Raw genomic sequence first — 20,508 nt, 5'->3', positions numbered from 1 at the left:
AAGGTCTTGAGTTGTTAATTTTGCATCATTTCATACTCATTTTGTTAATTATTTATCCATACTTTACTCTCTTGCCATTTACACAAGCCTTGAATTGTTAGAGCTATTACCTTAAGCTTATCTTTATTGAACGATCAATTAATAAAAATTATGCCTAAAGTTGGAATGGAACCTGTAAGGCGTCAGCAGCTAATTGACGCGACTATAGAGTCAGTTGCTCAAAAAGGATTACAGGCGACTACGATCAATAGTATTAGTAAAAATGCTGGAATGTCATCAGGCATAATTAGCCATTACTTTGGTGGGAAACAGGGGCTAATTGAAGCAACTGTGCGTTACTTACTCTCGAACTTGAAAGACGACTTAATTAGTAAGGTTAATGAAAATACCACAGCAACTCAAAGGTTAATGTTTATTGTTGAATCAAACTTTGCGCTAGTACAACAACGAAAAGACACCACTCGGACGTGGTTAAGTTTTTGGGCGCAATCAATGCACGATAAGGAACTTCATCGTTTACAAAATGTAAACAGTAAACGCTTGCAAAGCAATTTAACCGTTTCATTTAAGCAATTAATGCCTTTAGCGCAAGCAACCCTCGCGGCTGAATTAACCGCAGCAATGATTGATGGCTTATGGCTTCGTGCCGTATTAAGCCAATCAGACGAAAATCAGTTTAAACACAGTGAATCACTAGCTAAAAACTACGTGCATTCACTTATCAAGCAATATGGAGCCTAACGTGACTACACCTATCTATCAAAACTTTATCAACGGCCAATTCCTTGCAAATAAAAGCGGCGAAACATTTGATGTAGTAAATCCTGCAACCGGCCAGGTAATTTATGCCGTTGAAGTCGCTGACCAGCATGTTCAAAACGCAGCGATAGAAAGTGCAAAACAAGGCTTTAAAGTTTGGTCAGCGATGACCCCTATTGAGCGCAGCCGTATTTTACTAAACGCCGTTGCTATTTTACGCGAGCGCAATGATGATCTTGCACTGGTTGAAGTGCTCGATACTGGTAAACCAATGCAAGAAGCTAACTGCGTAGATGTTGAAACAGGCGCAGATGTAATTGAATATTTTGCAGGTCTTGCCCCTGCACAAGTTGGTCAACAACAAATGGTTGGCGATGACTTTTACTACACACGCAAAGAGCCTTTAGGTATTTGTGCCGGTATTGGTGCATGGAACTACCCATTACAAATTGCATGTTGGAAATCAGGCCCAGCCCTCGCAGCGGGTAATGCATTTATTTTTAAGCCGTCTGAAGAAACGCCGCTTGGTGCAATTAAATTAGCCGAGGTGTTTATTGAAGCAGGCGTCCCTGCTGGCGTATTTAATGTAGTTCAAGGCGCCGGTGAAGTAGGCCAATGGCTTACTGCACATCAAGATATTGAAAAAGTATCATTTACTGGTGAAGTAGGTACCGGTAAAAAAGTAGTCGCCAGTGCTGCAGGCACATTAAAAGATGTGACTATGGAACTAGGTGGTAAATCGCCATTATTAGTATTTGATGACGCCAACATTGAGCAAGCAGTAAGTGCTGCCATGCTAGGTAACTTTTATACCCAAGGTGAAATTTGTACGAACTGCACTCGTATTTATGTTCACAAGAATGTGTATCAACAATTTATTGATGAACTTAAAACACGTACCGAAAACAATATTATTGCCGGTGACCCGCAAGATTTAAATACTAACTTTGGCGCGCTTATTTCTAAGAAGCATCAAGATTTAGTGATGAGTTACATCGACAAAGGCCTTAAAGAAGGTGCAACATTATTAACGGGTGGTTCAACGCTTTCTCCAGCATCTGCACCAGATGGCTATTTTGTAGCGCCGACAGTGTTTGTTGATTGCAACGATGAAATGACCATCGTTAAAGAAGAAATTTTTGGCCCAGTAATGAGCGTTTTAGTATTTGATGATGAAGATGATGTAATTGCACGTGCTAACGGCACTCACTTAGGTTTAGCTGCAGGCGTTTTCACTAGCGATATTAAACGCGCTCATCGCGTAATTCATCAACTTCAAGCCGGTATTTGTTGGATTAATGCTTACGGTAACTCGCCAGCAGAAATGCCAGTGGGTGGCTATAAGCAATCGGGTATTGGTCGTGAAAATGGTATAGAAACACTTGATCATTACACGCAAACTAAGTCTGTTTATGTTGGTATGGCCGACATAGAAAGCCCGTTTTAAGGAATCATTATGAACCACTCTTTTGATTATATTATTGTAGGCGCGGGCTCAGCTGGATGTGTGTTAGCAAATCGCTTGTCTGAAGATTCAAGTAACAAGGTATTGTTACTTGAAACCGGCGGCAGCGATAAAAGCATCTTTATAAAAATGCCTACCGCATTGTCTATTCCAATGAATACCGATAAGTTTGCGTGGCAATTTCATACGCAACCAGAGCCACACTTAGATAACCGTGAAATGCATTGCCCTCGCGGTAAAGTCCTTGGCGGCTCATCTTCGATTAATGGCATGGTGTATGTACGTGGCCATGCTAAAGATTTTGACGAATGGCAACAACACGGCGCTAACGGCTGGGATTACCAAGCGTGTTTACCGTATTTTAAAAAGGCAGAAAGCTTTTACCTAGGTGAAAATACTCATCGTGGTGGTAAAGGACCGCTAGGTGTTAATAACGGCAATAACATGGAAAACCCGTTATACACTGCATTTATTGAAGCGGGTGCAGAGGCTGGTTACTCAACCACAAATGACTACAATAGTGCTCAACAAGAAGGCTTTGGCCCTATGCACATGACTGTTAAAAACGGTGTGCGTAGCTCTGCTTCTCGCGAGTACTTAGACCCAATTAAGCATCGTAGCAACTTAACAATCGTTACCGGTGCACTTGCTCAGCGCGTTATTTTAGACGGTAAAAAAGCAACCGGTGTTGAATACAAACTCAATGGCGCAGTTAAAACAGCGCAAGCAAGTAAAGAGGTTATTTTAAGTGCGGGCTCTATTGGTTCGCCACACCTACTACAGCTTTCAGGTATTGGTAATACTCAAGCACTTGAAAAAGCAGGCGTTGAAGTAAAGCATCACTTACCAGGTGTAGGTCAAAACTTGCAAGATCATCTCGAGTTTTACTTTCAATATAAGTGTAAACAACCCATTACTTTAAACGGTAAATTAGGCTTGTTTTCAAAAGGCTTGATTGGTGCAAAATGGCTGCTTACCCGTAAAGGTTTAGGCTCAACTAATCATTTTGAATCATGTGCCTTTATCCGCTCAAAACCCGGTGTTGAATGGCCTGACATACAGTATCACTTTTTACCGGCCGCTATGCGTTACGATGGACGCAGTGCTTTCGCAGGGCATGGTTTTCAAGTGCATGTAGGTCATAACAAACCTAAAAGTCGAGGCAGTGTCACTATTGCATCAGCTGATCCAACACAGCCACCAAAAATTATGTTTAATTATCTTGAGCATCAAGACGACATTGAAGGCTTTAGAGCGTGCGTTCGTTTAACCCGTGAAATTATTGAACAACCTGCCTTTGACAATTTCCGTGGTGAAGAAATTCAACCAGGGCAACAAGTTCAAACTGATGAGCAAATTGATGCCTTTGTTCGCCAAGCTGTAGAAAGTGCTTACCACCCTTCTTGCTCTTGTAAAATGGGTGAAGACGACATGGCGGTGGTTAATTCAAACACTCAAGTGCATGGCATGCAAAGCTTGCGTGTGGTTGACTCGTCAATTTTTCCAACAATACCTAACGGTAATTTAAATGCGCCTACCATTATGGTGGCCGAAAAAGCCGCTGATATTATTTTAGGAAATAAGCCCTTAGCTCATACAGGAGTTGATGTTGTGAATGCCACTAATTGGCAAACTACACAACGAAATAAAACCCTTTAATTTAGCCTGCCATAAAGGCCACTCTTTTAAGCAAAATGCTTTAAGGAGTGCCTTTATGCGCCTTGCAGTGGCTCACAAGCATAAATAGGTTATGTCTGTGTTAATGCAAGCACAATAAAAAACGGAGTATATATGTGTTACTTTTATTCATTCTGGGAGGGCGATAATGACTATTTGGCTTAATGCTGGCATTATTTTCACCTTACTTGCGATTGTTGCTATTTTAATTAAATGGGGCAATGTACGCGTAGTAGGCGTCACACCAGTGAGAACATTCACCTTTATAGCAATCCTGTTTACCTCGGGCCTAGACGTTGGCCTCATTATGTTTCCTTTAACCGAATTTGCCGGTTATGCAGACATAAAAGCAAGCCCAGAATATGCATTTGCCAATCCTCTCTCTATTGAGTTTGGTTATTGGGGATTTTTAATTTGGGGATTTTATTTTCTTACGTGCTTTTATTTCTGTGTAATAGAACCCAAAGTAAAATTTTTTGAAATTCCATGGGTTAAATTTTTAAACAACGTGGTCATCATTGGTACTTGTGCGTTTACCGCTTACTTACTATTGAGCAACCTACCGTGGTATTTACCTGAACTCGGAGACGGCTCAAATGTTATTCCTGAGTTTTACTTAATCGTGCTTGCCGCTATTTGTTTTGCGGTGTATTCAAGCACCGATATTAAATATGTTCGCTTTTTAAGCATTGCTACTACTTGGTTGTTTATCGCGTTAATTGGTTTTATGTGGGCTGATGCCTTCTTATTTGGCGATAGCGAACTCTCTGCATTTACTAAAAACATTGGATTAATTGGTAATTACTTTGCCAACATCAATGAGTTTGTATTACCACTGAATGATTACCATGAGTTTTACCTATTTTGGTGGTTTGCGTGGAGCATCATGATTGGCCAGTTTACATCACGTTTTGTGGGTGGTTTAAAAACATACCAAGTACTCGGCGCTATGTTAATTTTCCCGTCAATACCAATCGCTATCTGGTTCAGTGTGTTATATCACTACCACGAAGCGGGCATTCCAACTGCAGGCATTAAAAACTTTGCCATGGTGTTTGTAGGTATTGTGTTTGTTATTAACTCGCTTGATTCACTGATCCGTCTATACACAGATAATTTAAACTTAACTGTAAAACGCTTTGGTAAATTTAAGTATATTGCCATGAATGTCGTCGCTTTATCATTATTAACACTGTTATTTAAACTTGAGTTTTTGCAAATTCAATGGGTTGGTGCTTTAGTTATAGGGTTATTCTTTATTTGCATTGGTTTTATTGCCTACAGCAAACTTAAAACAGTCAGCAATATCGAAGGATCGCCTAAAGCGAATAAAATTGATTACACAAAAATAGAAACTATCAGCTAGGAAATCACATGAACAATAAATTAAAACAACTTTTTATCGCTTTACCATTAACTGTTTTATCAACAACAGCAGCAGCTAACTGGTCAACAACAATTACTGCTGCATCTGATTACACCTTTAATGGTGTTACTCAAACAGATAACGATCCAGCGCTACAAGCAAGTCTTGACTATGCGTACGATAACGGTGTTTATGCCGGTGTATGGGCATCAAACGTAGATTTTGGTGATGATACCGACTTCGAACTAGATGCTTATGTAGGCCGATATATTCAGTTAAACCAACAAGTGAGCCTTGATTACGGTATTGCTTATTACACTTACCAAGGTAATAACAGCGATGGTAACTACGCAGAAGCGTATACTAAATTTGGTTACGCCAGTGACTACGGTCAAACAGAGCTTAACTTTTGGTACAGCTGGGATTACTTTGGCTACGATACAGGCCATGTGATTTCGATGATTGCGCACACTTTCGAGATTGCACCAAATCATGCAATTCGTGCCAGCTTTGATATTTCAAACTCACTCGATGGCAACAAATTTCAGTGGGATGAAGCTAAGGGCGACAAATCGTATCACCATTACCGCTTAGCGTACCAAACAAGCTATGAAGGGTTTGGTATTGAAGTAGCTGCTGAGAATACCAGCTTGGACTACGATTACGCAGATGAGCGAATTGTACTCGCTATCTCACGTACTTTTGACTTGTAATAGTTAGCTTTTGCTTTCTATAAAAAAACACGCTACCCAGTAGCGTGTTTTTTATTGCCTAACAAAATCTTGCTTTTATAGTATTTATAGCGTTATAACTGCCACGCATAACTGACTTTAGTAAAGAAAGTACGTTGGTCACGCTCAATGCTTTTTAACGAGTCATCCTGATAGCCTTTATCTGAATAACCTAAATAAAATAGCGTTTGTGCGTTAATTTTGTATGAGTAAACCAGCTGACTACCATAATCTTTGTTGATTTCGCTAACCTGATAAAAATAAGCATCTTCATTTCTGTCTATGTCTTCAAACTGTAAAATCAACTTAAGCATAGCGCGCATACTAAACTTATAATAAAGCCTAAAATCAACAAGGTTTGCGGTGAAAACTCGTCGCCCTTGGTAATCATCTAAATGACTATAATTATGTCTAACATCGACCTGCCAATGATTATTAATATCCCAAACAGCCTGTGATTGTGTAGTTAAAACATCACCTAGCTGCTCATTAGTGTAATCTATACGGCTTGCGTATTCAGCGTATAACGATAGTCTTAAATCTTTAGTAGGTCTAAAAGCCGTATATAAATAACCAATATTTTGGTTATAAAAATTGCCATTGTAGTTTTCATAGCGATTTAATAAACCAAGCTCAAATACAGACTGCTTTTGACCTTGAAAGGTCATGTAACCTTCATATTCTTCTTCAAGCAAGTCGCCATTTTGAGCCCACGTTTTATCCCAATCGGCGGTGTATGACCAAGTTGTTAGCATATCATGTTCATCACCATACCAAGTTTGACCGCCACCAAAGCCTACTTTTTCGTAGTCTACTTTTTCTTGATAACCTAAATCAGTGCGGTAATCCTCACCTATATTGTCATAGGTAGCGTAAAGCTTATAATCGCGCTTATCGCGGGTCAGCTTTAATGCATAAGCCCGATCAGACTGAGACTCTGCTAAATTGTAGTTATTAACTAAAAACGGCGAGTTGTTGGTATCAGCATGGGCTATTTGGTAATTAAGCGTATCTGACTGATTAAACCAATAGCTGCCATCAACCGATAACACCGTATTATGGTAATCACTACTTTCTCTATGTGTTGAAGTAACGCCAATAGTGCCTTGTTGGCCAATATCATATTGGTATCGCGCCACCGCCGCCTTGGTTTTATCATTTAGGCTGGCAAAGCCTGAGCCTTGGTTGCTGGGCAGTAAAACATTACTGTTGTCGTCATCAGCGAACATTAGCGCATAACTGTGGCTATCGGTTTTACCGGTGAGCTTTGCACCAATATTAGGCTCAGCTATGGTACGGGTATAAAGCAGTTCAAATAAATTACTTTTGAAATATGATGCGCCATCTAAGAAGAATGGACGTTTTTCAGCGTAATAAATAGAATATGTGGTATTTACATCCAGTTCTAACGAATCGGTTTCTACCTGAGAGAAATCAGGGTTTATGGTGGCATTAATAACTGCATCTTTAGTGACGCCCCAACGCAGATCAAGCCCTACTTCTGTATTTACATCGCCGTTATCCCACGCACCAGGTACCTGTGTTTTTTGATCGTTTCTTAATGCGGTTAAGGTTGGCGTTAATTGCAGATTTTTACTCGGTGCTAAATTATTAAATCCAGTTATTTTGTCAAACTGACACAAACTACATTTAATATCACGGTCAAAGCCTGTACTTGATAATTGATACAACACATCACGCTGATAGTTGCGCATCATCGAAAAGCCCCAAGTAGAGTCGGCTTGGTTTTGTGCAAAGCGCAGAGCTTTAAACGGAATACGCATTTCAACCACGTAACCTTGCTCGTTTATGGTACCGGCACTATCCCAAATAGCATCCCACGATAAATCAGATACCCACTCATCGGTATCCGTCATGCGAATGTCGCCTTGGGCACCCAGTGGGTTTACATAAAACTCATAGCCAGTACGCTCATCGTTAAAGGTATCAATCACCAAACCAACGTTGTCATCTTGCCAAAGCGTGTCTCTATCACGAAGTGCAGCGCGAATTTTACTCGGCTCTGGGTCATAAGCAACAAAAGCTACATACAAATTATGACCATCGTCATAAATATACGCATCGGTTTTTACCGGTGGTGTGCCCTTTTCATTCGGCTCATCTTGATAATTTACCGCAACACGGGTTGCTTGTTGCCAATGCGGCTCGTTAAGCACGCCATCTACATCAATGTTTTTATTAATCTGTGCAAGTTGATAATTAAGCTTATCGGCAAGTGCATAAGGGCTGAGAGTTAAAACAAGGCTGAAGCTGATCAACAACAGCAATTTTATTATTTTTGTAGGTATAAAGTACTGCATAAACATCCATTTAGGTTTATTTACTTGTTGAAAGTAAACTTTGGTCTGGAGTGTAAATTATACAGGTACGTTTGTTAATACTTGCGTGTTAAAATTTGCAATAAAATTAACAAAAAACTAATAATAAGTTTTAGGAAGTAGTTATGTGTCGAGAAGTTTTAATTTATTAGCCACACCATTCCAGCTATCGGCATCTTCAGGTGCAGGTTTAACTTGCGTTATACGTGGCCATATTTCTGCCAGTTCTGCATTAAGCTGGGTGAATTCTTTTTGCGATTCAGGTAGTTCATCTTCTTGATAAATGGCATCAGCTGCACACTCAGGCACACATAAACCACAGTCAATACAGTCTATTGGGCTAATAGCCAAAAAATTAGGGCCTTCAAAAAATGCATCTGCAGGGCACACCGATACGCAATCAGTGTACTTACATTTTATACAGTTTTCGGTGACTACAAACGCCATAGTGGTTTAATACCTAATATTTAACTTTACCAGCTGCGGATCATACCCAACCCTTACCAAAACACAATAAATATGTGCCAAAAGCGAACAATTTAACGTAATATATGGCGCTTATAAATTAGCGCTTTGTGCACTCCCCTTATTGTGAGCGGTATTTACTTTCCGCTATGACACCAAAAGAGATATTAATGATACGTTTAACCGAAATAAAGCTGCCGCTTGGCCATGACGAAAATGCTATTGGCCAAGCCATCATCAATAAATTAAATATAAGTCCAGAGCAGCTACACAGCTACAATGTGTTTAAACGCGGTTACGATGCACGTAAAAAAAGCGCCATTTTACTGATTTACACGCTTGATGTTGAGGTAGATAACGAAGCACAACTGTTAGCCTCGTTTGAAAAAGATCAACACGTTAAAGTCTCCCCTGACACCAACTACAAATTTGTAGCACACGCTAATAGCAGCATTAAAGAGCGTCCTGTAGTAATTGGCTTTGGCCCATGTGGTTTATTTGCCGGTTTAGTGCTGGCACAAATGGGCTTTAAACCAATAATTCTAGAGCGCGGTAAAGAGGTACGTGAACGCACCAAAGACACCTTTGGCTTTTGGCGTAAAAAGGCCCTCAATACCGAATCAAACGTTCAGTTTGGTGAAGGTGGTGCAGGCACGTTCTCAGACGGTAAGCTCTACAGCCAAGTAAAAGATCCTAAACATTATGGCCGTAAAGTGATCACTGAATTTGTAGAGGCTGGTGCTCCTGAAGAAATTTTATACGTTAGTAAGCCGCACATTGGTACTTTTAAACTAGTAACCATGATTGAAAAAATGCGCGCCCGAATTATAGAACTTGGTGGTGAGATTCGTTTTAGCACCCGCGTTGACGATATCCATTTAGACAACGGCCAAGTTACAGGGCTGACACTTTCTAATGGTGAAAAGCTTGAAACTCGCCATGTGGTTTTAGCGGTTGGTCACAGTGCCCGTGATACGTTTAAAATGATCCACGATAAAGGCATTTATGTTGAAGCAAAACCCTTTTCAGTAGGCTTTAGAATAGAACATAAACAATCAATGATTGATGAATGTCGCTTTGGCGATAACGCGGGTAACCCTATTTTGGGCTCTGCCGATTACAAATTGGTACACCATTGTAATAATGGCCGAACCGTATACAGTTTTTGTATGTGCCCTGGCGGCACTGTAGTTGCCGCTACCTCTGAAGAAGGCCGTGTGGTTACTAACGGTATGAGTCAATATTCTCGTAGTGAGCGAAATGCGAACAGTGCTATTGTTGTGGGTATTTCGCCAGAAAAAGATTTTCCAGGCCATCCTCTAGCTGGTATCGATTTACAGCGTAAGCTAGAAGAGCAAGCCTATGAGCTTGGTGGTAAAAATTATGATGCCCCAGCACAGCTGATTGGTGACTTTTTAAAAAGTAAATCGTCGGCTAGTTTAGGCGATGTACAGCCTTCGTATACACCAGGTATAAAACTGACTGATTTAAGCAAAGTACTGCCAGCTTTTGCCATTGAAGCGCTACGTGAAGCAATTCCTGCCTTTAACAAACAAATTCGTGGCTTTTCAACCAATGATGGCTTACTCACGGGTGTAGAAACACGTACGTCTTCACCTATCAGCATCAAGCGCGATAAAACTTTCCAAAGCATTAATACCAAAGGGCTTTACCCTGCAGGTGAAGGCGCAGGTTATGCAGGCGGTATTTTATCAGCAGGTATTGATGGCATTAAGGCCGCTGAGGCGGTTGCGTTATCGATGTTAGAAAACGCTTAACTCTATTAAATTATACTTTATCGAAAAACCTCACAACGTGAGGTTTTTTTGTGCTAAAAATAACCTATATTTTCACAAAATAGATAATAACAATGATTATAAAACGGATACTTTTAACATTATTTGTTTGTACAATACCTAATTTATACGCAGCGGATAATAATACAGAGCTTAAAACCATTAGTGACATTCACAATGCCTATAAAAATAATACCACCACGGCTGAGCAGCTTACCCGCACTTATATCGACAGAATAAACGAGCTCAATCCTAAATATAATGCGGTAATTAGTATTGAGCCCACTGCAATTGAACAAGCCAAACAACTCGATGCGCTGTTTAAAGCCGGAAAATGGGCAGGCCCTTTACATGGTATTGCGGTATTACTAAAAGATAACATTGAAACAACAGGTACATTACCCACCACAGCGGGTTCATTAGCACTTAAAAATAACGTTACTAATAAAGATGCCTTTGTGGTTAAACAATTACGCCAAGCAGGCGCTATTATTTTAGGCAAAGCGAACTTAAGTGAATGGGCTAATTTTCGCTCATCGTATTCGTCATCTGGCTGGAGTGCCATTGGCGGACAAACCCATAACGCCCATGATGTAACTCGTAATCCGTGTGGTTCAAGCTCAGGCTCTGCTGTGGCGGTTGCTTTAAATTTTGCGCCTATTGCGCTGGGCACAGAAACTGATGGTTCGATTACCTGCCCTGCTTCGGTTAATGGGGTGTACGCCATTAAACCCAGTATGGGACAAGTTTCACGCGCAGGCGTGATCCCTCTTTCTAGTAGCCAAGATTCGGTAGATCCAATGGCGCATTCTTTAAAAGATGCACTCTCGGTATTATCAGTCATTCAAGGTGAAGACTCAGACGATGTATCGACACTCAACGTAAATAGAACGCTTGATGGCATAGCGCCTAAGCCATCACTGAGGATAGGCGCGTTACCTGCCAGTAAGTTTACTGTGGCAACACAAAAGCTTTACGCTAAGCAGTTACAAACATTAAAAGACGCAGGTCATACCGTTGTCAATGTTGCAGTAAAAGATGACTTAAGCACGCTTTACGTTGATGAATACGCCATCCTACTTTACGACTTTAAAGCCGAAATTAACCACTACTTAAGCAAAACACCAACGCAGGTAACCGTAAAAAGTTTAGACGAGTTAATCGCATTTAATATCGCAAATAAACAGCAGGAAATGCCCTACTTTGAGCAAGATATTTTACAACAAGCTAACGCAGTTGATTTGAGTGAAAAACAACAATACAAAAGCACCAAAGCGCGATATCGCGCACTTGCAAAGCGCGCTATTAGCAATTTATACCGCAATAATAAGCTAGATATTGTAATTTCGCCCACCGTTTCACCGGCTTGGAAAACCGATTTAATTAACGGCGATAACTTTAAAGGCAGTAGCAGTTCATTACCTGCCATTGCAGGGACTACCCATATTACTTTACCGGTTGGCAAAGTAAGCCACTTACCGGTTGGTTTGTCGGTTATTGCTAATCAAAACGATGAAGCGGCTGCTTATGCGTACGCTGCTATTATCGATAATGTATTAGGCGCAAAAAAACCTGAGTAAACTCAGGTTTTTTAATGGCTTAGCTGTCTTACTTTTTAAGTGACAGCTTTTCGCCTTTTAAGCTTTTACGTACATTAGAAATTCGCGAGCGGTTTTTCGCTCTCGCTTCACCGGTAGCCTGGCCTGATGGCTTATTAGCACGGGTGCGGCGTAAATGCGCTGGCTTTTTACCAATTTTATCAATCAGTACTTCACGATTACTTACTTCGTAACCTTCTAAGTAAACACGTTTAATTTTTTGACCAATTAAGGTTTCAATTTCAAACAACATGTTTTCTTCTTCGCGACTCACAAACGAAATTGCTTGTCCTTGGTTACCAGCACGACCAGTACGGCCAATACGGTGAACATAATCTTCAGCAAGCCAAGGTAAATCAATATTAATAACACGCGGTAAACCGTCAATATCAATACCACGGGCCGCTACTTCTGTTGCAACTAGCACGCGTACTTTGCCTTCTTTAAATTCACGCAACGCACGACGACGATTACCTTGCGATTTATCGCCATGACATACTGCCGCTGGGATACCGTCTAAGTTAAGTTCAGTTACTAACTCATCTGCGGTTTCTTTCATGTTTACAAACACTAGCACTTGCTGCCAGTTTTTCTTACCAATCAGCTCAGAAAGCAACTCTTGCTTACGGCGCTCTTCTACTGGGTAAACCACGTGCTGTACTGTGCTTGCGGTGCTGTTAGTTTGATCAACACGAACAATTTCAGGCTGCTTTAACACTTTAGAGGCGAACTGTTTAATTGCTGCTGGGAAGGTAGCTGAAAACAATAAAATTTGACGCTCATCTGCACAGCTTTTTATTACGCTTTGCATATCATTAATAAAGCCCATATCAAGCATACGGTCAGCTTCATCAAGTACTAAATGTTTTACTTGAGCAAGGCTTAAGTTACCTAAACGAATATGATCAAGTAGACGTCCTGGTGTTGCTACTACAACATCAACACCTTCTTTGAGTGCAATTTCTTGTCCTGCGGTATTAACACCACCAAATAAGCTCACTACTTTTAACTGAGTGTACTTAGCAAAGTCTTTAAAGTTATTCGCTATTTGCTCTGCAAGCTCACGCGTAGGCGCAAGGACTAAGGCGCTTGGCGCATTCGTAGTGCTGCAATCTGACTCAAATAACTTTTGAATAATAGGGAGTGCAAATGCAGCGGTTTTACCTGTACCGGTTTGTGCACTTGCTAAAACGTCTTTACCTTTACGAACAGCCGGTATAGCTGCGCGCTGAATGGGCGTAAGGGTGTGGTAATTAAGTTCGTCTAACGCCTGAATAAGTTCAGGGGCAAAACTAAAAGATTTAAAATTCATTGCTGTATAACCTGCGGCCACATTATCAAGGGTCGCAAATTATACAGTAAAATCGCTTAAACAGTTAGTTTTAAACAACAGAAACCACTAATTTATAAAATGCAGGATAATTAGCGATTATCAGCTGTTGTTTAAGTTAGCTAAATGGTATTAACTCGCAAGATTTATTCCCGTTAATTCGCGATTTTATTGCACTTTTATAAATTTTACACCGTTATTTTACATTGTGTTACATAACTATTTGCATTTAAATAACCAAAACAGGTAAACTTCTTCGCCCGTTTTGTTGGGTGTATATAAATTAAAGGAAATTAATAATGATAAAAAGATGTTTAACTGCTGCGGTATTAGTAAGCGCGTTCGTTTCAATGCCGTCACAAGCAAAAAGTGGCATCAACCCATGGCAACAATGTGGTATTGGTGCAATGGTTTTCCCAGACAATGGCGTTGCGGCAGCAATTTCTAATATTATTTGGGATTTAGGAACAACCGCGGTATCGTCTAACATTTCTTCAGTAGAGAGCTGTGAAGGCGCTAACGTAAAAACAGCACAGTTTATTCAACAAACTTTTCCTGTATTAGAACAAGAAATAGCACAGGGTGAAGGCGAGTATATCTCTGCAATGCTTAACGTACGTGGTTGCGATGTAACTGCTCATCAACAAATTATCACTTCGGTACGCAGCGATTACGCAAACGCACCAATAGACAATGCACAAGCATTTTATGAATTAGTTGAAGGTAAAATTACCACTAACTTTTCATCTCAATGCGCTGCAATCTAATAATTAAAGGGCTTAACAGCCCTTTTTTTTGGTTAAACAATGAAACCTTTATTTTATTTAATTAGCGTTTTTTTATTAATATCTTTCTCGAGTTCTGCCACGCAATCTATCTCTGTTTTAGCAAAACACCCAATATGGTTGAAGTTAGGGCATTACAAAAATCAACCAACTACTATTAGTTATATTACTAACGCATCCTTTTTTATCGCAGATAACGGACGTAATGATCCGGTTGCCGAATTAAAAGCAACAATCCATGCTTTTAATAACCAGCCCTTAACACAATGTCGCTACCCTGCGCGTTACCAATGGCTTAAAGAGCAAGGTTTAACCTTTTCAATGCCAGCTGCAGAGTGTCCAAAGTTACAGCAATGGCGCGAGCAGCAAGCAATTCACTCTGTTAGTTTAGTATTTGCCTCTGGTTATATGAGTAATCCCGCATCGTTATATGGTCATTTATTACTTAAACTTAATCGCTCAACCGAATCAAAAAATAAATTATTAGATTACAGTATTAACTATGGCGCACATGTTCCTGACAATGAAAACGGCATAGTTTATATTCTTAAAGGCTTATTTGGTGGTTATAAAGCTGGTTTTTCAGATCAACTATTTTACCGCCACCAGCATAATTACGGCGAAATAGAGTTAAGAGATTTATGGGAATATACCCTAAATCTAAACGAGCGCGATGTGGCTTTTATTGCTAATCACTTGTGGGAGATTTTAGGCACTGAATTTGATTATTACTTTGCCGATGAAAACTGCGCGTTTCATCTCGCACAGATTGTTGAGTTGATTATTGGCGATCAACTAACTAGCGAAAGCTCTCCTTGGGTAATACCTGCCACTATTTTTTCAAGGTTAAACTCGGCCACTTACCAAGGGCAATCAGCGGTTAAAAACATCACATTTACTCCCTCGCGCGACACTGTATTTTCAAAATATGTGCAATCTTTAAGTGAAAAAGAGCTCAGCTTTGCCAAACAAATCTTTGCCGAATCAGCAGTACTTAAAAACGAATCGTTTTTAGCTTTGCCGGTGCGGTCTCAAAAAGCCATTATTGGCGCTTTATTTGAACTTGTACAAGTGAAACAAATTCAAAAGCAAACTCCTGTAAAAATAAGTGAGTTAAAAAATGCGCTAATCAAAGCGCGCTTAAAGCTACCCATGGGCGAAAACAAAGTTAAATTTCAATTTACCCAGCAGCCTCCACATAAAGGCCAAAAGCCCTCTAACAGCTCAATTTCTGCGATGCACACGGCTGAGCAAACACAGTACACTCTGGGTTTTAGGCTGAGCTATTTTGATACCCTTGCCTCTGATATTGCCCGCATTCCATTTTCTAATTTAGAAATGTTAGATACCGAACTGATGTTTACAGATGGCGAAACTTACATAAACAAAATTCATTTATTAGATTTGGAGTCATTCAATCCAAGCCAATTGTCTTGGGCTAATGAATCTAAGTGGTCATGGAAAATCAATGTGGGATTCGACAGACAACCAGCACTGTGCAGAACCTGTAAACGCAGCTTTGTTATGGGGGGAGCCGGACAAGCTTGGCAATTTAGCAACAACACCTTAGCCTATAGCTTAGTTAATGGTTACTTGGGTGATTTAGCTAAAAATAGCCACTTTTATGATTCGTCGGTAGAGGTGGGGATTATTACTGGTACTGACTCAGGTATTAAACTCAGAGCATCCTATGAAAAGTCATTCTTAAATGCTAAAAACCCAGCGCAAACCAAACTAGAACTGGCAGTGCCCATTAGCCAAGATATTGATATTAGATTGGCGGTCACTCGCGCCAATTCAGCTATGTGGCAGCTTAAACTCAACTACTATTGGCAGTGATATAAAAAAGCAGCCTCTGTGTTTACAGTAGGCTGCTTAGAAAATTTAGTATTTAGTAAATAATCTAACAGTTTAAGATAAAATCAAAACCTTATTAATATCTACACACTGCGCTCGACTACCGACAAAGTCTTGCTCATTAAGCTGATTAATTAGCGTTTCACCTTGTTGCTGTTGCTCATCGTTAAGCGGCACGTAAGGCATTCTAAACACAGGTTTTACCGCGCCGGTCATGATCATCGCAGTGTTAATCGCAATTGGGTTTGGCTCGCAAAACAGCCAGTTCATTAATGGTTGTAATGAGTTATTAAGCGCATCATTTTTACTATCCATTAATTGACGGAACAAACCCGGGATCAGGTTAGACGTAACTGAAATAACACCATGTGCTTTATGGATATGGCGTGCATCGTGTGCTTCATCATCATTACCAGACCAACACGCAATACCTTGTTGTTCATAGTGCGCTATACGCTCATTGCCACCACATTCTTTAACACCAATAAAGTGCTCATGCTGTGCTAGTGGTTCAATAATATCAGGGGTAAGGTCTTGACCTGTGCGCCCTGCTACGTTGTAAATAAACGCCGGACCAATATCAAGCACGCGTTTAAAGTGCTCTTTAACACCCGCAATTGATGTACGACCGTAGTAAGGGTTAATTTGCAATGAGGCATGCATGCCGCTGGCAAAGCCATATTTAGTTGCTTTAATTGCTTCGCGCGTATTATTACTACCGGTGTTACCTACAATCAATAATTTATCACCAAATTTATTAGCACTGTGCGCAATTAGCATTAAGTGCTCTTCCCAGTTCATTAACTGGCCTTCACCGGTGGTGCCACCAACAACTATGCCGTCAACACCCGCTGCAATTTGTATTTCAACGAGTTCATCATACTTTGCAAGATCGATCTCACCATTGGCTAAGTAAGGTGTTTTAATTGCAGTAATAAGGCTTGCTTGTTTAATTTGTTCTAGGGTGCGCATAAAAAAATCATTGTTATTAATACTTGGCCTATTTGTACCATATCTACCGCGCTATTTGCAGTGATAGCCAGTATTTAATTATAAAATGGCTTGTGTTATTGGGTTTGATGATACAAAATAAACAACTGTATAAATAAACAGTATTTTGTTTTTTACTATTAAGCGAGCCACTATGCGTTTATCTGACTATTTAAGCACTCACTTTTATCACACTGATGAGTTATGCCAAGCACTCAACATAGACACTGAAACCCTTGAAGATTGGCAAGCTCAAAGCATTTTTCCTAAGCCGAGTTATTGCATTAAAAACCAGATGAGTTGCAGCTCTTATTCAGGCTTGTATGAGTGTGAAGAATACGACGATTACTATCCCCGTGGCTGCGTAAACTGGGGGCAAGGAGTTATAAAACAAAAAATTGAGTCATCTAATCAAGCGTTTAATTTGTTTGCCCAGCACTATACCCAATGCTTAGCTAAGCTTGCACAGCAAGGCTTTATATTTAACGAGGAACTGTTTGGCTGTGAAATAGAAGAACATTTACAGCAAGTATGGCAACAATTTTTATGCAGCAAATATGGGGTGCTCACCCAAAATGGCTTAATTGATGAAATTGTGGCTGTGGATATTGGCAGATTATTAGTAGACGATATAACCGAGCTGCGCAGCAAAGCCAGTTTAGATAAGGATGAACGCACCCGCATTCACCCTGCCATGAAGCTTTTAAATAAAGCCCTTAGCCATGGTGCCGATCACGAAAAGCAGCTCACATTACGAAGCCGCTATATTGATGCCCTTATTTTAAAATACGATTTATCGATTAAATAAAGGTTACAACTCCTACTTGGCTATTAGCTTTGTGCTGTTAACCAATGGTTTTATACACATCAATATTGATAGAGGTAATAAATGTACCTACAGCATCACCAAAGGCTTTAAAGTGAGGTGCGTTTTTATGGGCTTCGAAATGCTCAGTAGACGCCCATTGCTCACTCACTAAATAGATAGTTTGCTCAGCATCGTTTTTAACTGATAGCTCGTAACGCAGGCAGCCTACTTCTTGGCGAGAGGACTGTTGTAAGTTTTCGAGCTCGGTTAAAAGGCGCTCTGCATCGCTATTTTCACTCGATAGTGTGGCAATTACCGTTAACATGGGTGTTCCTTGTTTAAAAAATAAAGGTGCAGCTTTACTGCACCTGTTTTGGCTTTTGCTCTTTGGTTATTGGTCCCACTGCGGTGCAAAGTCTGGCGATGCTTGGCGGTCGTTACAGTCAAGGCCATCTATACGTGCTATGTCTTCATCATCAAGCTTAACTTTGTCGTTAAAGTTATCTTCTAGGTTTTTACGCTTAGTCGATGATGGAATGGTGGTCATGCCATTGGCATTTTCCCATGCAATAACCACTTGCGCTGGCGTTGCATCGTGCTTGTTAGCAATATCAATAATGGTTTGATCTGTTAATACCTTACCCACAGCAAATGGCATATAGGCAGTAACATGAATTTTATGTTGATCGCAAAAAGCGCGCAGTTTAGTGTTGGTTAGATATGGGTGTACCTCAATTTGGTTAGTGAATATTTCGCGAGGATCTAAGGTTTGCATTGCCTCATTTAAGTTGGCAATGGTGAAGTTAGATACACCAATATGTTTAGTTAACCCATGCTTTTTTGTTAACAGCAGCTCGGTTAAATATTCACTCATGGGTTCATTATTTGCGGGCGCTGGCCAATGAATTAACAATAAGTCGACATAATCAAGCTGTAGCTTCTTTAAAGATGTTTTAACACTGTCAACAAAGTCAGCTTTGTTGAGCTTGTTATTCCATACTTTGGTGGTTATAAATAATTCTTCACGAGGAATATTGCTGTCTTTAATTGCTTGGCCAACTTGCTCTTCATTGCCATATATTTGCGCGGTATCAATGTGGCGAAATCCAACTTCTAACGCCATTTTTACAGATTCATAAGCTGTTTTACCTTCTAAACGAAAAGTACCCATACCTAAATCTGGCATTTCAATTACACGTTGTGTCATAGCTTTATCCTTGTTTAATAATAGGTTTAAAATTCAAACGACGCGTTTACTAAATACACCTATTACTTTTTTTGATTTAAAATTTTGACCTCATGTGAATACTGAGGTCATTAATTTTTATTTCAAGACTAACCTATATGAGTTCTGCTTTATTTAGCCTGAACATTATGTTTATCTAGCCTGCCACTGTATCGAGTGACTATTAAAGCCAGTAATGAAACAACGGCCCCAATCCATGCGGTATCTTTTAGTTCCATATGCTCGACTACAAGCCCCCCTGTAACAGAGCCTAAGGCTATTCCAATATTAAACGCCGCGATGTTTAAGCCCGATGCTACATCTACCGCATTAGGAGTGTGCTTTTTTGCCTGTTTTACTACATAAAGCTGCAATCCTGGTACATTACCAAATGCAAATGCCCCCCATATTAAAATAGTCAGCACTGCGGCTACTTTTGATTCCATAGTAAAGGTGAAAGCCAATAAAATAATTGTTAACGCGCTAAATATAATACTCAGTGCGCTAATTGGACCTCGCTTGTCGGCTAATTTTCCGCCCCATATATTACCAACAGCCACCGACACACCATAAACCAGCATTATTAAACCAATAGCGGATGGTGCAAAGCCAGTTTGCTGCTCTAATATAGGCGCTAAATAAGTAAATGCGGTGAACGTACCGCCGTAGCCTAATATAGTCATTAAATAAACGAGCAATAAGCGCGGCTTAACAATAACCTGTAACTGCTCTTTAAACGTCGCCGGAATAGACTGCTTTAAGTTTTTTGGTACTAAAATAGCGCTGCCAATTAGCGCAATTAAACCTAATGCCGAAACCACTAAAAAAGTTGCACGCCAGCCAAAGTGCTGGCCAATCCATGTTCCTAATGGCACACCCGTTACAAGCGCTACCGTAAGGCCGGTAAACATAATTGCGATAGCGCTCGCCTCTTTGTCTTTACTTACCAAGCTTGTTGCTATCATTGAGCCAATAGAGAAAAATACACCATGAGCTAATCCTGTTAGTATGCGCGCCAGTATTAGTGTTTCGTAACTCGGCGCTTGCCAAGCTAATAAATTACCCATAACAAATAAGCCCATAAGACTTATAAGTACCACTTTTCGGTTCCAGCGACCCGTTAATGCAGTGAGTACCGGTGCGCCAATAGCTACACCAACTGCATATAAGCTCACTAGTAAGCCTGCTGATGGTAAGCTCACGCCTAAATCGTTTGCAATAGTTGGCACTAAACCCACTATAACAAACTCGGTTGTTCCAATTGCAAATGCGCTTAAGGTAAGCGCCCATAAAGCCAATGGCATAAATACATCCTCA

The 20,508-nt window shown here is 40.2% G+C and carries 17 protein-coding genes; 10 read left to right on the top strand and 7 right to left on the bottom strand.

The genetic code is table 11. From position 1 onward, the window contains the following. Nucleotides 1-165: 165 nt before the first annotated feature. From betI to CWB75_RS07095, 5 genes are all read left to right on the top strand, one after another. On the top strand, nt 166-741 hold the full coding sequence (gene betI, locus CWB75_RS07115) for a transcriptional regulator BetI (RefSeq protein ID WP_081374111.1): 576 nt from the start codon (nt 166-168) through the stop codon (nt 739-741). 1 nt (nt 742) lies between these two features. After that, nucleotides 743-2,206, top strand: coding sequence for a betaine-aldehyde dehydrogenase (betB, locus tag CWB75_RS07110; protein WP_138570254.1), 1,464 nt, complete (start codon nt 743-745; stop codon nt 2,204-2,206). Between the two features lie 9 nt (nt 2,207-2,215). Continuing rightward, a complete protein-coding gene (gene betA / locus CWB75_RS07105) occupies nt 2,216-3,883 on the top strand; it encodes a choline dehydrogenase (protein ID WP_138570253.1) in 1,668 nt (555 codons plus the stop codon). 166 nt (nt 3,884-4,049) lie between these two features. After that, entirely contained in the window at nt 4,050-5,267 is a 1,218-nt protein-coding gene (locus CWB75_RS07100; protein WP_010388954.1) for a BCCT family transporter, read from the top strand. An 8-nt stretch (nt 5,268-5,275) separates the two neighbouring features. Continuing rightward, nucleotides 5,276-5,980, top strand: coding sequence for a TorF family putative porin (locus tag CWB75_RS07095; protein WP_138570252.1), 705 nt, complete (start codon nt 5,276-5,278; stop codon nt 5,978-5,980). A 92-nt stretch (nt 5,981-6,072) separates the two neighbouring features. On the opposite strand, the gene CWB75_RS07090 is transcribed toward CWB75_RS07095, so the two are convergent. After that, nucleotides 6,073-8,319, bottom strand: coding sequence for a carbohydrate binding family 9 domain-containing protein (locus CWB75_RS07090; protein ID WP_138570251.1), 2,247 nt, complete (start codon nt 8,317-8,319; stop codon nt 6,073-6,075). A gap of 141 nt (nt 8,320-8,460) precedes the next feature. Beyond that, nucleotides 8,461-8,784 carry a ferredoxin FdxA gene (fdxA, locus tag CWB75_RS07085; protein ID WP_010388957.1) on the bottom strand — a complete coding sequence of 108 codons (324 nt, stop codon included), beginning with the start codon at nt 8,782-8,784 and terminating at the stop codon, nt 8,461-8,463. 188 nt (nt 8,785-8,972) lie between these two features. Between fdxA and CWB75_RS07080 the strand changes: the two genes are divergently transcribed. Further along, nucleotides 8,973-10,580: an NAD(P)/FAD-dependent oxidoreductase gene (locus CWB75_RS07080; RefSeq protein WP_138570250.1), complete on the top strand. Its 1,608-nt coding sequence runs from the start codon at nt 8,973-8,975 to the stop codon at nt 10,578-10,580. 92 nt (nt 10,581-10,672) lie between these two features. Next, on the top strand, nt 10,673-12,178 hold the full coding sequence (locus CWB75_RS07075) for an amidase family protein (RefSeq protein WP_138570249.1): 1,506 nt from the start codon (nt 10,673-10,675) through the stop codon (nt 12,176-12,178). A 28-nt stretch (nt 12,179-12,206) separates the two neighbouring features. Here the strand turns inward: CWB75_RS07075 and CWB75_RS07070 are convergent, their stop codons facing one another. Then, on the bottom strand, nt 12,207-13,508 hold the full coding sequence (locus CWB75_RS07070; RefSeq protein ID WP_054201651.1) for a DEAD/DEAH box helicase: 1,302 nt from the start codon (nt 13,506-13,508) through the stop codon (nt 12,207-12,209). A 317-nt stretch (nt 13,509-13,825) separates the two neighbouring features. Here CWB75_RS07070 and CWB75_RS07065 point away from each other — a divergent pair, with 317 nt between their 5' ends. Together CWB75_RS07065 and CWB75_RS07060 are read left to right on the top strand one after the other, a co-directional pair. Beyond that, nucleotides 13,826-14,293, top strand: a complete 468-nt coding sequence (locus CWB75_RS07065) for a DUF3015 family protein (protein WP_010388962.1) — start codon at nt 13,826-13,828, stop codon at nt 14,291-14,293. 39 nt (nt 14,294-14,332) lie between these two features. Next, a complete protein-coding gene (locus tag CWB75_RS07060; RefSeq protein WP_138570248.1) occupies nt 14,333-16,150 on the top strand; it encodes an Lnb N-terminal periplasmic domain-containing protein in 1,818 nt (605 codons plus the stop codon). Between the two features lie 72 nt (nt 16,151-16,222). Here CWB75_RS07060 and dapA read toward each other — a convergent pair whose 3' ends face one another. Continuing rightward, nucleotides 16,223-17,140 (bottom strand): 4-hydroxy-tetrahydrodipicolinate synthase, encoded by a 918-nt coding sequence (gene dapA / locus CWB75_RS07055; protein ID WP_138570247.1) that lies wholly within the window; start codon nt 17,138-17,140, stop codon nt 16,223-16,225. Between the two features lie 172 nt (nt 17,141-17,312). Between dapA and CWB75_RS07050 the strand changes: the two genes are divergently transcribed. Beyond that, the gene (locus CWB75_RS07050; protein WP_008463860.1) at nt 17,313-17,966 is read left to right on the top strand and encodes a DUF6058 family natural product biosynthesis protein; all 654 of its coding nucleotides are present in this window, start codon (nt 17,313-17,315) and stop codon (nt 17,964-17,966) included. Between the two features lie 37 nt (nt 17,967-18,003). Here the strand turns inward: CWB75_RS07050 and CWB75_RS07045 are convergent, their stop codons facing one another. The 3 genes from CWB75_RS07045 to CWB75_RS07035 form a co-directional block, all read right to left on the bottom strand. After that, on the bottom strand, nt 18,004-18,291 hold the full coding sequence (locus tag CWB75_RS07045; protein WP_138570246.1) for a putative quinol monooxygenase: 288 nt from the start codon (nt 18,289-18,291) through the stop codon (nt 18,004-18,006). A 66-nt stretch (nt 18,292-18,357) separates the two neighbouring features. Then, nucleotides 18,358-19,173 carry a 2,5-didehydrogluconate reductase DkgB gene (gene dkgB, locus CWB75_RS07040; protein WP_138570245.1) on the bottom strand — a complete coding sequence of 272 codons (816 nt, stop codon included), beginning with the start codon at nt 19,171-19,173 and terminating at the stop codon, nt 18,358-18,360. Nucleotides 19,174-19,322: 149 nt separating this feature from the next. Continuing rightward, nucleotides 19,323-20,495, bottom strand: coding sequence for an MFS transporter (locus CWB75_RS07035; protein WP_010388973.1), 1,173 nt, complete (start codon nt 20,493-20,495; stop codon nt 19,323-19,325). Nucleotides 20,496-20,508: the final 13 nt, after the last annotated feature.

Origin of the sequence: Pseudoalteromonas sp. S1608, assembly GCF_005887265.1 — a bacterium.
In the GTDB taxonomy this organism is placed as follows: domain Bacteria; phylum Pseudomonadota; class Gammaproteobacteria; order Enterobacterales; family Alteromonadaceae; genus Pseudoalteromonas; species Pseudoalteromonas undina.
The sequence above is the reverse complement of the archived record's forward strand: the minus strand, read 5'-3'. Positions and strand labels throughout refer to the sequence as shown.